Source organism: Streptomyces sp. NPDC048650, from assembly GCF_043199095.1.
In the GTDB taxonomy this organism is placed as follows: domain Bacteria; phylum Actinomycetota; class Actinomycetes; order Streptomycetales; family Streptomycetaceae; genus Streptomyces.
In genome coordinates, this window is record NZ_JBICVM010000001.1 from 1190707 (window position 1) to 1205440 (window position 14734).

The 14734-nt window shown below is 70.9% G+C and carries 16 protein-coding genes and 1 pseudogene; all 17 read left to right on the top strand.

Features of this window, described 5'->3' with window-relative positions:
* The first annotated feature begins 435 nt into the window (after window positions 1–435).
* Window positions 436–1026 (top strand): hypothetical protein, encoded by a 591-nt coding sequence (locus ACGFML_RS05440; protein ID WP_393540178.1) that lies wholly within the window; start codon window positions 436–438, stop codon window positions 1024–1026.
* 155 nt (window positions 1027–1181) lie between these two features.
* Window positions 1182–1625, top strand: coding sequence for a 30S ribosomal protein S16 (gene rpsP, locus ACGFML_RS05445; RefSeq protein WP_393540180.1), 444 nt, complete (start codon window positions 1182–1184; stop codon window positions 1623–1625).
* Window positions 1626–1627: 2 nt separating this feature from the next.
* The gene (locus ACGFML_RS05450; RefSeq protein ID WP_030071708.1) at window positions 1628–1867 is read left to right on the top strand and encodes an RNA-binding protein; all 240 of its coding nucleotides are present in this window, start codon (window positions 1628–1630) and stop codon (window positions 1865–1867) included.
* 168 nt (window positions 1868–2035) lie between these two features.
* Window positions 2036–2581, top strand: coding sequence for a ribosome maturation factor RimM (gene rimM, locus ACGFML_RS05455; protein ID WP_393540182.1), 546 nt, complete (start codon window positions 2036–2038; stop codon window positions 2579–2581).
* Window positions 2581–3390: a tRNA (guanosine(37)-N1)-methyltransferase TrmD gene (trmD, locus tag ACGFML_RS05460; RefSeq protein ID WP_393540184.1), complete on the top strand. Its 810-nt coding sequence runs from the start codon at window positions 2581–2583 to the stop codon at window positions 3388–3390. The genes rimM and trmD overlap by 1 nt, the downstream gene beginning before the upstream one ends.
* Before the next feature lie 133 nt (window positions 3391–3523).
* Window positions 3524–3871: a 50S ribosomal protein L19 gene (gene rplS / locus ACGFML_RS05465; protein ID WP_393540187.1), complete on the top strand. Its 348-nt coding sequence runs from the start codon at window positions 3524–3526 to the stop codon at window positions 3869–3871.
* A 96-nt stretch (window positions 3872–3967) separates the two neighbouring features.
* The gene (gene lepB, locus ACGFML_RS05470) at window positions 3968–4732 is read left to right on the top strand and encodes a signal peptidase I (RefSeq protein ID WP_393540189.1); all 765 of its coding nucleotides are present in this window, start codon (window positions 3968–3970) and stop codon (window positions 4730–4732) included.
* The gene (lepB, locus tag ACGFML_RS05475; RefSeq protein ID WP_393540191.1) at window positions 4725–5810 is read left to right on the top strand and encodes a signal peptidase I; all 1086 of its coding nucleotides are present in this window, start codon (window positions 4725–4727) and stop codon (window positions 5808–5810) included. The genes lepB (ACGFML_RS05470) and lepB (ACGFML_RS05475) overlap by 8 nt, the downstream gene beginning before the upstream one ends.
* Entirely contained in the window at window positions 5752–6726 is a 975-nt protein-coding gene (lepB, locus tag ACGFML_RS05480) for a signal peptidase I (protein ID WP_393540432.1), read from the top strand. The genes lepB (ACGFML_RS05475) and lepB (ACGFML_RS05480) overlap by 59 nt, the downstream gene beginning before the upstream one ends.
* 54 nt (window positions 6727–6780) lie before the next feature.
* Window positions 6781–7509 (top strand): signal peptidase I, encoded by a 729-nt coding sequence (gene lepB, locus ACGFML_RS05485; protein WP_393540193.1) that lies wholly within the window; start codon window positions 6781–6783, stop codon window positions 7507–7509.
* Window positions 7502–8020: an NUDIX hydrolase gene (locus tag ACGFML_RS05490; protein WP_393540195.1), complete on the top strand. Its 519-nt coding sequence runs from the start codon at window positions 7502–7504 to the stop codon at window positions 8018–8020. Before lepB (ACGFML_RS05485) ends, ACGFML_RS05490 begins: the two co-directional genes overlap by 8 nt.
* Window positions 8021–8058: 38 nt before the next feature.
* Window positions 8059–8367 carry a DUF2469 domain-containing protein gene (locus ACGFML_RS05495; protein ID WP_003980220.1) on the top strand — a complete coding sequence of 103 codons (309 nt, stop codon included), beginning with the start codon at window positions 8059–8061 and terminating at the stop codon, window positions 8365–8367.
* A gap of 317 nt (window positions 8368–8684) precedes the next feature.
* On the top strand, window positions 8685–9086 hold the full coding sequence (locus tag ACGFML_RS05500) for a YraN family protein (RefSeq protein WP_393540434.1): 402 nt from the start codon (window positions 8685–8687) through the stop codon (window positions 9084–9086).
* Window positions 9086–10735 (top strand): annotated as a pseudogene (locus ACGFML_RS05505) (YifB family Mg chelatase-like AAA ATPase). Before ACGFML_RS05500 ends, ACGFML_RS05505 begins: the two are co-directional and overlap by 1 nt.
* A gap of 746 nt (window positions 10736–11481) precedes the next feature.
* The gene (gene dprA / locus ACGFML_RS05510; protein ID WP_393540196.1) at window positions 11482–12741 is read left to right on the top strand and encodes a DNA-processing protein DprA; all 1260 of its coding nucleotides are present in this window, start codon (window positions 11482–11484) and stop codon (window positions 12739–12741) included.
* A gap of 362 nt (window positions 12742–13103) precedes the next feature.
* The gene (whiG, locus tag ACGFML_RS05515) at window positions 13104–13940 is read left to right on the top strand and encodes an RNA polymerase sigma factor WhiG (protein ID WP_393540198.1); all 837 of its coding nucleotides are present in this window, start codon (window positions 13104–13106) and stop codon (window positions 13938–13940) included.
* Between the two features lie 106 nt (window positions 13941–14046).
* A complete protein-coding gene (locus ACGFML_RS05520) occupies window positions 14047–14586 on the top strand; it encodes a TetR/AcrR family transcriptional regulator (protein ID WP_393540437.1) in 540 nt (179 codons plus the stop codon).
* Window positions 14587–14734 lie beyond the last annotated feature (148 nt).

Here is a 14734-nt window from a genome sequence, read left to right on the forward strand (position 1 = left end):
GCGCCCCCGCAATCCAGACAACTGCGCATCTGTCCGGGCGTCCAGAGGGTGCGCCGGGGTTGTCTCCCGCGCGCCCCCGTATGCGCCGGGGCCGCCACCTGATCGCCGCTTCAGCCTGCCCCGGCCCACGCCGATCCGCCACGCCTGCGCCCGCCGCCGCGGCCCCCGGAGCCGGCTCCCGGGGCCCGGCATCCCAGGAAGGGGCCGTAACATCGCCGCCGTGATCGCCCCCCGGGCGGGCGTGCGGATTACGCCGTGCGGCGTACGCGGGAGTACGCCGGGCCCGAGCAGCGCCGGGCCGCTCGGACGGAGGCCGCCGCGATCGGTACGAGCCGCCCCCGGTGCGACCCATGACCAGAAACTGACCGGTACGTGCAAATTATTTGAGATGCCCCGGAATCGGAACACCTGACGACCCCGGCTCGTTGTCACGACGTGAGCACGACACCGCCTGTACTCGCCGCCGAGCTGGCGCTCGCGTGGGCCGATATTCAACGGCACCACCCCGAGCTGCCGGACCTGGCCGCGCCCGAGTCCCTGATCGGAGAGTCCTCGTCCGCCTGTGGCGCCGAGCTCTCCTTCGAACGGCTGCTCCACGAGGCCGTCCACGGCATCGCCGCCGCCCGCGGCATCCGCGACACCTCCCGCGCAGGCCGCTACCACAACCGCCGATTCCTGGCGATCGCCGAGGAACTCGGCCTGGACCACGTCGACGAACCGCATCCCAGCAGCGGCTTCTCCCTGGTCACGCTCAACCCCGAGGCCAGAAGGCGCTACCGCCCCACCATCGAGCGCCTCAGCAGAGCCCTCAAGGCGCACAGCGCCGCCACCACCACCGACACCGCCCGCAGCTTCCGCGGCCCGGCCGCCCGGCACGGCTCCTCCGGAGGCGGCGTCCGCGTCAAGGCCGTCTGCGACTGCGGCCGCAACGTCCGCGTCGTACCGTCCGTGCTGGCCCAGGCGCCGATCGTCTGCGGCGGCTGCGGCAAGCCGTTCCGCATCCCCGAAGTAGCCGCGGTCGGCTGACCGCACGGTGTGTGGCACAATGGCCAGCTGTACTCGACAGTCGCACAGGACCCCTCTCTCCTCCGGCTGACGCGTCCATCGGGCATCCGAGTACCGCAACCCCACGTGGCATCTCGTTGTGCCCACCCACGTCAAGACCAGGAGACACCACTCCCGTGGCAGTCAAGATCAAGCTGAAGCGTCTGGGCAAGATCCGTTCGCCTCACTACCGCATCGTCATCGCCGACTCCCGTACCCGCCGTGACGGCCGGGCCATCGAGGAGATCGGCCTGTACCACCCGGTGCAGAACCCCTCGCGCATCGAGGTCGACTCCGAGCGTGTCCAGTACTGGCTGAGTGTCGGCGCGCAGCCGACCGAGCCCGTCACGGCCATCCTCAAGGTCACCGGCGACTGGCAGAAGTTCAAGGGCCTGCCCGCCCCGGCGCCGATGAAGGTCGCCGAGCCCAAGGTCGACAAGCGCGCCCTCTTCGAGGCCGCCGCCAAGGACTCCGGCAACGAGCCCAAGGGTGAGGCCATCACCCCGAAGGCGAAGAAGGCCGACAAGAAGGCTGACGAGGCCGCCGAGGCCAAGTCCGCCTCCGAGTCGACCGAGGCCTGAGCATGCTCGAGGAAGCCCTCGAGCACCTCGTCAAGGGCATCGTCGACAACCCCGATGACGTGCAGGTAGCCTCGCGCACCCTGCGCCGTGGGCGCGTTCTCGAGGTCCGGGTCCACCCCGACGACCTCGGTAAGGTGATCGGCCGCAACGGCCGTACCGCCCGTGCGCTGCGGACCGTAGTGGGCGCCATCGGCGGCCGGGGTATCCGCGTCGACCTCGTCGACGTGGACGACGTCCGCTGACAAGTTGAACACCGGCTCGGGCCGGGGAGGGCTTTCGAGCCGTCCCCGGCCTGAGTTCGTTTGCGGGCGCCCCGCCGCGCCCGCACCATCGACCGAGGAACCACGACGGTCCTCGGCCACCACCGCACCAGCGGCGGCGGTGCCGCCGCGAAAAGGGGAGAAGACAGCGTGCAGCTGGTAGTCGCACGGATCGGCCGCGCCCATGGAATCAAGGGCGAGGTCACCGTGGAGGTGCGCACCGACGAGCCCGAACTCCGGCTCGCCCCGGGAGCCGTCCTCGCCACCGACCCGTCCTCCGTCGGACCGCTGACCATCGCCACCGGGCGGGTGCACAGCGGCCGGCTGCTGCTGCGCTTCGCAGGCGTCGGCGACCGTACGGCGGCCGAGGCCCTGCGCAACACCCTGCTCATCGCCGAGGTCGACCCCGAGGAGGTCCCCGAGGACCCCGAGGAGTTCTACGACCACCAGCTGATCGACCTCGACGTCGTCACCGTCGACGGCACCGCCGTCGGCCGCATCGCCGAGGTCTCCCACCTGCCCTACCAGGACCTGCTGGTCGTCAAGCGGCCCGACGGCGCCGAGGTCCTGGTCCCGTTCGTCACCGAGATCGTCCCGGAGATCGACCTGGAGGAGCAGCGCGCCGTCATCGACCCGCCGCCCGGTCTCCTCGACGACGCCCAGGCCGAGATCGCCTCCGCCCGCGAGGACAGCTGATGCGGCTCGACGTCGTCACGATCTTCCCCGAGTACCTCGAACCGCTCAACGTCTCCCTCGTCGGCAAGGCGCGGGCCCGCGGACAGCTCGACGTGCGCATCCACGACCTGCGGGAATGGACGCACGACAAGCACAACACCGTCGACGACACCCCCTACGGCGGCGGCCCCGGCATGGTCATGAAGCCCGAGCCCTGGGGAGAGGCGCTGGATGGCATCCTCGCCTCCGGCGACGGCCGGCCGGTCATGGTCGTTCCGACCCCGAGCGGTGAGCCGTTCACCCAGCAGCTCGCCGTCGAACTCTCCGCCAAGGACTGGCTGGTGTTCACCCCGGCCCGCTACGAAGGCATCGACCGCCGCGTCATCGACGAGTACGGCGAACGCCTCGACGTCCGCGAGGTCTCGATCGGCGACTACGTCCTGGCCGGCGGCGAGGCTCCGGTACTCGTCATGGTCGAGGCCGTCGCCCGCCTGCTGCCCGGCGTCCTCGGCAACGCCGCCTCCCACCAGGACGACTCCTTCGCCCCCGGCGCGATGGCCGACCTCCTCGAAGGCCCCGTCTACACCAAGCCTCCCGAGTGGCGCGGCCGCACCATCCCCGACGTCCTCGTCAGCGGCCACCACGGCAAGATCGCCCGCTGGCGCCGCGACGAGGCGTTCCGCCGCACCGACCTGAACCGGCCCGACCTCATCGCGCGCGCCGACCCCGCGGCCTTCGACAAAAAGGACCGCGAGATCCTCGCCGCACTGGGCTGGTCGCGGGCGGAGGACGGCCGATTTGGGCGCACGAGCGAGGACGTGGAAGAATAGGCCGCTGCTGTATGCGTCCGGCGTGCGCCCCTGCCACAGGGGGAACGACGCCCGCCCGGCGGACGGCAACCCGAAACATCCTCTTCCATATCCCGTTGATGACCTGTGGCATCAGCGAAGAAAGCAGTAGGTCATGCACCTTCTCGACTCCGTCGACGCCGCGTCGAAGCGCAGCGACATCCCGGCCTTCCGCCCGGGTGACACCGTCAACGTCCACGTCCGCGTCATCGAGGGCAACCGCTCCCGTGTGCAGCAGTTCAAGGGCGTTGTCATCCGCCGTCAGGGCGCCGGCGTGCGCGAGACCTTCACGGTCCGCAAGGTCAGCTTCTCCGTCGGCGTCGAGCGCACCTTCCCGGTGCACACCCCGATCGTCGAGAAGATCGAGGTCGTGACCCGCGGTGACGTCCGTCGCGCCAAGCTGTACTTCCTGCGTGAGCTCCGCGGCAAGGCCGCGAAGATCAAGGAGAAGCGCGACAGGTGAGCGCAGCCGCACCGGACCGCGATTTTTTGCGCCGGAGCAACGCAAAGCCAAGCTGACGCTCGGCGTCCGGACCCGGCCGGATAGGCTCAGGGCCCGATGGACACCGACGCACAGCTCTCGGAGCGCGACCCCTCTCCCGCCCCCGACCAGGGGCCGGAGCAGCGGTCGCGCTCCGCGCGTTTCCGCACCCGGGCGGCCGGCCTGCGCCACCGTCCCGTCGCTCTCCTCGCCTGCTGCCTGGTCTTCCTCTTCTTCCTCAGCACGTTCGTCGTCCAGCCCTTTCTGATCCCCAGCTCCTCGATGGAGAACACCCTGCGGATCGGGGACCGTGTGCTGGTCAACAAGCTGGCGTACCGTTTCGGCGGCGAGCCGGAACGGGGCGATGTCGTGGTATTCGACGGCACGGGGTCTTTCGTTCACAGCAACTCGGGGGAGAATCCCGTCACGGCGCTGCTGCGCGGCGCCGGAGCGAAGCTGGGCCTGGCCCGGCCCGCGGACACCGACTACGTCAAGCGGGTGATCGGGATCGGCGGCGACCACGTGACCTGCTGCGACAAACGGGGGCGGATCAAGGTGAACGGCAAGCCCGTCGACGAGGGCTACCTCCACCCGGGGGACGCACCCTCCTCGGTGGACTTCGACATCGTGGTGCCGAAGGGAAAGCTGTGGGTGATGGGGGACCACCGCGCGAGATCCAGTGACTCACGCGACCACCTCGGCGAGGCCGGCGGCGGCACCGTACCCGTCGACAAGGTGATCGGCCGGGCCGACTGGATCAGCTGGCCCGTCGGCCGCTGGACCACCCTCCACACCCCGCGGTCCTTCGACGGCATACCCGCCCCGGCCGGCCCCCATGGGTAACCGCGGCAAACCCCGCCACGGGGGACCCCACGCACCGGGAGCGGCGGACGAAGCGTCCGGCGAAGCGCCCGGCACCGACGGCCCGGCCGCGGGCGGCGGTGAACCGGCGGCGCCCGGGACCGGCCGCCCGACCGGGGGCCGAGCCGAGCGGCGCCGCCAGGCCAAGCGCATCAAACGCCGCAGGCAGCGCTCCTACCTCAAGGAAATCCCGATCCTCATCGGCGTGGCGCTGGCCATCGCCCTCGTCCTGAAGACCTTCCTCGTCCAGGCGTTCGTGATCCCGTCGGGCTCCATGGAGCAGACGATCAAGATCGGCGACCGGGTGCTGGTCGACAAGCTCACCCCCTGGTTCGGCGCCAAGCCGGAGCGCGGCGACGTCGTCGTCTTCAAGGACCCGGGCAAGTGGCTGCCACCGGACGAGAAGACCCGCATCGGCGACGCCCCTCCGGTGGGCGTCAAGCAGTTCAAAGACTTCATGACCTTCATCGGACTGCTTCCCTCCGCCGACGAGAAGGACCTCATCAAGCGGGTCGTCGGGGTCGGCGGCGACACCGTCAAGTGCTGCGACGCACAAGGCCGCGTCACCGTCAACGGAACCCCGCTGACCGAACCGTACGTCCACCCCGGCAACCCGCCCTCCGAGCTGAAATTCAGCGTCACCGTCCCCACCGGACGGATCTTCGTGATGGGCGACCACCGCTCCGACTCCGCGGATTCGCGCTTCCACCTCAACGAGCCGTACCGTGGCACGGTCTCGGAGGACAACGTCGTGGGCCAGGCCGTGGTGATCGCCTGGCCGTTCAGCCACTGGCGGCGCCTGGAAGAGCCGGACACCTTCGGTACGGTGCGCGACGCGCCGGGTGCGAAGGCGGCGGCAGCCGACCCGCCGAATAGGGTGTCCCCCGAGAGTTTGGCCGTACTCCCGACCCCTGCGGAACTCCCGCTCGTTATGGGAGTGGTGGGCCTGCACCGGTTGACGGGCGGGCGACAGCGTGGAGTAAGGAGCAGATGTGGGGGACTTGGCGGTCGGCGCGCGGTCCGGAACCGAAGAGCCCGAAGAGCCGGCGGGGCAGGGTGAGTCCTCGCACCAGGCGACGAGTTCCGTGCATCAGTCACAGTCACAGACGTCAGCACGGACCGGCCCGTCCGGCCCCTCCGACCGGCACGGCGCCGCCGGCCGGGCGGACGACGCCGTGCAGGACGACAAGGAGGGCGGCGGTATGACGAAGGCCAGGAAGCCGCGCGCCTTCTGGAAGGAGCTGCCGATCCTCATCGGCATCGCGCTGCTCCTCGCCCTCCTGATCAAGACCTTCCTGGTGCAGGCGTTCTCCATCCCCTCCGACTCCATGCAGGACACCCTGCAGCGCGGGGACCGGGTGCTGGTCGACAAGCTGACACCCTGGTTCGGATCGAAGCCGCAGCGCGGCGAGGTCGTCGTCTTCCACGACCCGGGCGGCTGGCTCAACGAAGCGCCCACCCCCGAGCCCAACGCCGTCCAGAAGGTCCTCAGCTTCATCGGCCTGATGCCGTCCGCCGAGGAGAAGGACCTGATCAAGCGGGTCATCGCGGTCGGCGGCGACACGGTGGAATGCCACGGCACCGGCCCGGTGAAGGTCAACGGCAAGGCGCTCGACGAGAAGTCGTACGTCTTCCCCGGTGCCACGCCCTGCGGCGACCGGGCATTCGGACCGATCAAGGTCCCCAAGGACCGCATCTGGGTCATGGGCGACCACCGGGACGACTCCCTCGACTCCCGCTACCACCAGAACCTCAAGGGCAACGGCACGGTCTCGGTCGACGAGGTCGTCGGCCGCGCCTTCACCATCGCCTGGCCCATCAACCGCTGGTCGACCCTGCCGGTGCCCGACACCTTCGACCAGCCGGGGATCAACAAGGCCATGGCAGCGGCCCCGGCGGCCCTGGGCCTCGCGGGTGCCCTGCCGATCGTGATCTGGCGCCGCCGGAGGCTGACCGGAGAGCGTTACCCCAGGTAGGGTGCCGTCCCAGATCTTCGACGCGGGCCCCGCCCGCAGGGTGGGAGCGCTGGGATGAGCAGCAGTACCGAACACAGGACCGACGGCCGCGGCCGGACGACGGGCAGTGTGCTGTCCGGTCTGGCCGTGGCCGTCGGCTGTGTGCTGTTCCTGGGCGGCTTCGTATGGGCGGCAGTGATCTACCGCCCGTACACGGTGCCGACCGATTCGATGTCGCCGACGATCGCCGTCGGGGCGCGGGTCCTGGCCGAAAGGGTGGACGGCTCCGAGATACGCCGCGGCGACATCGTCGTCTTCAAGGACGCCGCCTGGGGCGAGCTGCCCATGGTCAAGCGCGTCGTCGGCGTCGGCGGCGACAAGGTCGCCTGCTGCACCAAGCAGGGCCGGCTCACCGTCAACGGAAAGCCTGTCGAGGAACCGTATCTGCAAGGAGACGGCCCGGCCTCGCCCCTCGGCTTCAAGGCGACCGTCCCCACCGGCCAGCTGTTCCTGCTCGGCGACCACCGCAACGACTCCCTCGACTCCCGGGTCCACCTCACCGACGGCGACCACGGCTCCGTACCGCGCAGCGCCGTCCAGGCACGTGTGGACGCCCGCGCCTGGCCGCTCGGCAGCATCGGCGTGATGCAACGCCCCGCCGGCTTCTCCGAGCTCCCCGGCGGCGTCTCCCGGCCCGGCCCGGTCGAGCCCATCGCCGTCGCCGTCGCCGTCGGCGCGGTCCTCATCCTCGGCGGTGCCGCCTACGGTCCCATCGCCCGACGCCGGACCCGCAGCCATGACTGAGGCCGCCGCAGCGGCCCCCGGTGATCCCTCCGAGACACGCCAGGTCTCCCGCATCGTGCTGCTCGACCCGGACGACCGGATCCTGCTGCTGCACGGCTTCGAACCGGACAACCCCTCCGACACCTGGTGGTTCACCCCCGGAGGCGGCCTGGAGGGCTCCGAGACCCGCAAGGAGGCGGCCCGCCGCGAACTCGCCGAGGAGACCGGCATCACGGACGCCGACCTCGGCCCCGTCCTGTGGAAACGCCGCTGCTCCTTCCCGTTCGACGGGCGACGCTGGGACCAGGACGAGTGGTATTACCTGGGACGTGCGCAGCGGACTGCCACCGACATGGGCGGGCAGACTGACCTGGAGCGACGCAGCGTCTCGGGACTGAGGTGGTGGACTGCCGAGGAACTGTCCGCATCGCATGAGACGGTGTATCCGACCAGACTCGCCGAGCTGCTGCGCACGCTGCTCGACGAAGGCCCCCCGAGTGCGCCGGTGCTTCTGGAGACCGAGAGGGCGTGACGCACAATAGGGGGACGCACGGCTGAAGGGGATCTGCCATGAGCGCCGAGGACCTCGAGAAGTACGAGACCGAGATGGAGCTGAAGCTCTACCGGGAGTACCGCGACGTCGTCGGGCTGTTCAAATACGTGATCGAGACCGAGCGTCGTTTCTACCTCACGAATGACTACGAGATGCAGGTGCACTCGGTACAGGGCGAAGTCTTCTTCGAGGTCTCGATGGCCGACGCCTGGGTGTGGGACATGTACCGACCGGCCCGTTTCGTCAAGCAGGTACGCGTTCTCACATTCAAGGACGTGAACATCGAGGAGCTCAACAAGAGCGACCTGGATCTCCCGGGCAGCTGAGCCCAGGGCCGATACCCCCTCGCCAGTGACGGGGTTGTCCACAACCGGCCGGTTATCCACCAAGATCCAATACCTCCGTGCGGAGGCGTCACTGTCGGTACCGGAGGTGGTGCCGAATGAACGCCACGCAGGCCGGCCCCGAGGCCGGAAACACCCCACGGACCACGAAACACGCGAAGCCCTCCGCAAGCCGCCGCCCGAAGGGCAGGCCGACGGCGAAACGGCGCACGGCCCCCACCCATCCGACGCCGACTCCGACAGCCACGCCGAGCACGACCCTGGCCGGGACGACGGCCGCCGGGGCCGCGGCCGAGCACCTGGGCGGGGACACGGGCAGGACCAGGACCCCCGCCAGGACGACGGACCCACGACGGGCGCTCGGGAGATACGGCGAGGACCTGGCCGCCCGCCGGCTCATCGAAGCCGGCATGCAGATCCTGCAACGAAACTGGCGCTGCCGGGACGGCGAGATCGACATCGTGGCCACCGACGGCGACGCCCTGGTCGTCTGCGAAGTCAAAACCCGCCGCGCGTCCGCGTACGAACACCCCATGGCGGCCGTCCGGGCCGCGAAGACCGCACGCCTGCGACGGCTCGCCGAACGCTGGCTGGAACACCACGGCGGCCCGCCACCCGGCGGCGTACGCATCGACGTCATCGGCGTGCTGCTGCCGGCCCGCGGCGCCCCCGTCGTCGAGCACGTCCGAGGGGTGGCGTGATGGGATTCGCCCGCACCTGCTCCGTAGCCCTGGTCGGCGTCGAAGGCGTCGTCGTCGAGGTCCAGGCCGACCTGGAACCAGGCGTAGCCGCGTTCACCCTGGTCGGACTGCCCGACAAAAGCCTGGTCGAGTCCAAGGACCGGGTGCGCGCCGCGGTCGCCAACTCCGGAGCCGAATGGCCACAGAAGAAACTCACCGTCGGCCTCAGTCCGGCCTCCGTCCCCAAGAGCGGCAGCGGCTTCGACCTGGCCGTGGCCTGCGCCGTCCTCGGCGCCGCCGAGCGACTCGACCCCCGCCAACTCACCGACCTGATGATGATCGGCGAACTGGGACTCGACGGCCGCGTCCGCCCCGTGCGCGGCGTACTCCCCGCCGTCCTGGCCGCCGCGGACGCCGGATACCGCCAGGTCGTCGTCCCGGAACGCACCGTCGCCGAAGCCTCACTGGTCCCCGACATCTCCGTCCTCGGCGTCCGCAGCCTGCGCCAGCTCATCGCCGTCCTCAGCGACGAACCCGTGCCCGACGAAGTGCCGGACCCCCTTGTCGACGGCCGCCCCGACCCGCTCCTGTCGGGCCTGCTCGCACCCTTCTCCGGCACCTGCGCCGGCCTGCCGCCCGGCGACCGCGCACTCGACCTGGCGGAGGTCGCCGGCCAGCACAGCGCCCGCCGAGCCCTGGAAGTCGCCGCCGCCGGACGCCACCACATCTTCTTCAAAGGCCCGCCCGGCGCAGGCAAGACCATGCTCGCCGAGCGCCTCCCCGGACTCCTGCCGGCCCTGTCGCCCAAGGAGTCCCTGGAGGTCACCGCCGTCCACTCGGTGGCCGGCACCCTCCCACCCGGACAACCACTCGTCGACCGGCCCCCTTACTGCGCCCCGCACCACTCAGCGACCATGGCATCCCTCGTCGGCGGCGGCACCGGCCTGCCCCGCCCGGGAGCGGTATCCCTTGCACACAACGGCGTGCTGTTCGTCGACGAAGCGGCCGAGTGCGACGCCCGCGTCCTGGACGCGCTGCGCCAGCCACTCGAATCGGGCCACGTCGTCGTCGCCCGGGCCGCCGGCATGATGCGCATGCCGGCCCGCTTCCTCCTGGCCCTGGCAGCAAACCCCTGCCCCTGAGGCAGACACGGCACCACCGGCGGCGGATGCGAATGCCGACCCTCCTCGATCCGCCGCTACCGGGCGCGACTGTCCGGGCCATTGATGGACCGCGTGGACCTCCGGATCGCCGTGGAACCTGTCGCCCGCTCCGAACTGCTCGCACTCGGCCGCGGCGCCGAATCCACCGCCCGGGTGGCCGACCGCGTACGCACTGCCCGTGAACGCGCCGCCACCCGCTTCGCCGGCACCCACTGGAACACCAACAGCGAGGTGCCGGGACACGAGCTGAGAACCCGCTGGCAGGTTGACCCCGGCGCCCTTGACCAGGCCGAACGCGACCTGGAATGCGGTCTCCTGACAGCCCGTGGCCTCGACCGGGTCCTCCGCGTCGCCTGGACGTCCGCCGACCTGGCCGGCCGCGACCGGCCCACCCGCGAGGACGTGAACTGGGCCCTGGAACTGCGGACCGGAGTGCGACGCGGAGGCGGGGTGATGGCCACGGCACCGGTGTCGGTGCCGAAGCCGGAGTCGGCGGTGACGTCGTGAGGCGGTGTGTCGTGCGCCGCGCCGGGGAGGGCGGGGTGGCGCCGATGGCCCGGGCACCGACGCTGCTGGTGGGCGGGGCCAGGGACCAGAGGTCATGGGGTTGTGGCCGGGGTGCGACGTGGGCACGGGAGCCGGGGGATGCGTAGCGAGGGTGCAGGGCCGAGGGCCTGAGCGAGTGCGACGGCTTGAGCCGAGGTTGGGGTGCCCAAGGGCGAGGGTGGCGTGCGGGGATGCGGCGCCGTGCGTGGGCGCGTGGACCGGCGGGGTGGGGTGGGGTGGGGTGGGGTGGCGAGCCATGACCCGGTGAGGCGTCGTGCATCGGTGCAGGGCAGGGCAGGGCAAGGCAGAGCGGGGCAGGGCAGAGCAGAGCTGGGAGCAGCGAGCCAGGAGCGGACGGGACGCGGTGAACGGCCGAAGCTGGGAACGGCCGAAGCGCCGTGGACGCTGCCTCGCCGGGCACCGACGACTGGGCTCGATCTGGAGCGCCTTCCGAGCTGCTGCGAAATGCTGCTGCGAAATACGGGGGCGGGTGGCGGGTGGGGGGGCGGGGCCCCCGGAAGAAGGCGCGCCAGGGCAGCCATTCGGCCCCGCAGAGACGCCGTTCCCGCCATCCCGCTCCCACCCCCGCCCAGTCCCACCCCGCTCAGTCCACCCCCGCCCAGTCCCGCCTCGCCCACTCCGGCAGCCAGGTCGGATCACGATTCGGGCCGCGCGACCACGCGGCCACCAGACAACCAGGGGGCGTAATGAACGGTACGGACGCTTGGGGCTTCGCTGCCCACGGCACAGGCAATGCGGCAGACGGCAAAGCCGCCGCTCGGACACCGGCCCACGACGGGCCCGTAGCTCCGACGGCCCGCAGTGCAGAACCGGAACGCACCGCGCGCGCGGCGCTCACCCGAGTCATCGAGCCGGGAGACGAGACCGCGGGCCGCTGGCTGCGCGAAATGGGACCGGAAGCCCTGTGGCGGGCACTGTCCGAGGATCTTGATCCGCCCGAACACGCCAGGCCGGAGAAGATCGCGGGCCTACGACTGCGTGCGACGCACGCCCGCCCCGAGGCGGACCTGGCCGCCGTCGCCGCACTGGGTGGCCGCTTCATCATCCCCGGCGACGAGGAATGGCCCGCCCAGCTCGAGGACCTAGGCGACGGCCGCCCCATCGGGCTGTGGGTACGCGGTGCGGCCAACCTCAGGTTCTGGGCGCTGCGCTCGGTCGCCGTCGTCGGCGCCCGCGCATGCACCGAATACGGCGCCCACCTCGCCACGACCCTCGGCGCAGCTCTCGCCGAACGAGGATGGACCGTCGCCTCCGGAGCCGCGTACGGCGTCGACGGCGCGGCCCACCGCGGGGCACTGGCCGCGGACGGTCCGACCCTCGCGGTACTCGCCTCCGGCGTCGACCACGCCTACCCGCGCGGACACACCGAACTGATCGCCCGCATCGCTGAACAGGGCCTGCTGGTAGCGGAGTTACCGCCCGGTGCTCACCCCACCCGCAGCCGTTTCATCCAGCGCAATCGCGTGATCGCCGCGCTCACCCGTGGCACGGTGGTGGTCGAGGCCGAGCTTCGCAGTGGCTCCCTGGTGACCGCGCGGCGAGCGTTGGCGCTGGGCCGGTACACCATGGGCGTGCCCGGGCCCGTCACGAGCGGGCTGTCTGCGGGGGTGCATCAACTCCTGCGCGCTGAGGGGCTCCTGGTCACCGACGCCGATGAGATCGTCGAACTCGTCGGCAGCATCGGTGAACTCGGCCCCCAACGACACGGGCCGACCCTTGCCCGCGATCTCCTGGCGCCCGTCGCGGCCCGCGTGCTGGAGGCGTTGCCCGCTCGCGGCGGCACGGATGCCGACCACCTGGCGAGGGAATCGGGGATCACCCGCGACGTCGTGCAGAGCAAACTCATCGAGCTGCAGTCGCTCGGATTCGTTCATCAGCACAGTGGCCGATGGGAGCTGGTGCGGCGTGCCGGGCCCTCCGAAGGTTCCCGGCGAGGCGGTGCTTGACCTGGGGCGAACGGGTGAAAGGGTGAGGGGAATGACCGCAGAATCCAGGTTTGCCTTGCTTCGGCGCGTGGCGCCGGCGCGTGCGGTGACGGCGAGCCGGCGCAACGGACGCACGGTGTTCCGGCCCTCGCGTCAGTGCGCCCCGCCGCCCGGTCCTCGGTGGATCCATGCCCGGCGGCGACTCCAGGTGTCGTCACATTCGACGGGGTAACCCTGAGGTGCGGGCAGCGGAACGTATCTGCGCACCCCCGATCCCCGCTTCCTTGCGCACCGCGACACCGCGGTCACGCTACGCTCACAAGCACTTCACCCCTCAACTGTCCACCCACCCAGCGTCTCGGCAGAACGGCTCAAGGCGACGAATGCCCCAGCACACCTCCGGGTCTGACCGCGCGGCGGTACCACCCGCCGCGCGCGGCAGCGTGCGCCCCGCCGCGCCCTCCTCGCTCGATGAGCTGTGGCGCTCCTACAAGGCGACGGGTGACGGGCGGTTGCGGGAGCAGCTGATCCTGCACTACTCCCCGCTGGTCAAGTACGTCGCCGGGCGCGTCAGTGTGGGTCTTCCCCCCAACGTCGAACAGGCCGATTTCGTCTCCTCCGGTGTCTTCGGCCTGATCGACGCCATCGAAAAGTTCGAACCCGAACGCTCCATCAAGTTCGAGACCTACGCGATCACTCGCATCCGCGGCGCCATGATCGACGAGCTGCGTGCGCTGGACTGGATTCCACGGTCCGTACGGCAGAAGGCCCGAGCTGTGGAACGCGCGTACGCCACCCTCGAAGCGCAGCTGCGCCGCACCCCGTCCGAGGCGGAGGTCGCCGAGGAGATGGGCATCGGGCTCGAGGACCTGCACCACGTTTTCAGCCAACTGTCCCTGGCGAACGTGGTGGCGCTCGAAGAGCTTCTGCACGTCGGCGGCGAGGGCGGTGAGCGGCTCAGCCTCATGGACACGCTGGAGGACACCGCCGCCGAGAACCCGGTCGAGATCGCTGAGGACCGAGAGCTGCGGCGACTCCTCGCACGGGCCATCAACACCCTCCCCGAGCGGGAGAAGACCGTGGTCACCCTCTACTACTACGAGGGCCTGACACTTGCCGAAATCGGCAACGTCCTCGGGGTCACGGAGAGCCGGGTGAGTCAGATTCACACCAAGTCGGTACTGCAGCTCCGCGCGAAACTGGCCGACGTCGGCCGCTGAAACCCGCGGAGCCAGGACGCCGGGTGGAGTGCCACGACGGACGCGCCATCCGTACAGTGGAGTGGTGCCAAGGATTCGAGCGGCCTCTGTGGCCGAGCACCGGACGATGCAGCGCGGCGCCCTTCTGGACGCTGCCCGCACCTTGCTGTCCGAAGGTGGGACGGAGGCGCTGACCTTCCCCGCCCTCGCCGAGCGCACGGGACTCGCGCGCTCCTCCGTGTATGAGTACTTCCGATCCCGCGCGGCTGTCGTCGAGGAGCTGTGTGCCGTCGACTTCCCGGTGTGGGCGGCCGAGGTCGAGGCGGCGATGGAGCGCGCAGGCGCTCCGGAGGCGAAGATCGAGGCGTATGTGCGCCGGCAGCTGGCTCTGGTCGGTGACCGGCGGCACCGTGCTGTCGTCGCCATCTCGGCCGGCGAACTGGATGCCGGCGCGCGCGAGAAGATCCGTGCGGCGCACGGCGGACTCATCGCCATGATCGTCGAGGCTCTCGCCGCGCTCGGCCACGAACAGCCCCGACTCGCCGCCATGCTCCTGCAGGGCGTCGTCGACGCTGCTGTCCGCCGCATCGAACTCGGAGCGGCCGAGAACCCGGATGAGATCACGGAGGCGGCGGTGGGGATGGTCCTGCGCGGGGTGAGCGGCTGACCTGGGGCCCTCCCGCCCCCACCTCCACCCCCACCACGCTCGTTGGCCCGCAGCCCGCAGCCCGCAGCCCGCAGCCCGCAGCCCGCAGCCCGCAGCCCGCAGCCCGCAGCCCGCAGCCCGCAGCCCGCAGCCCGCAGCCCGCAGCCCG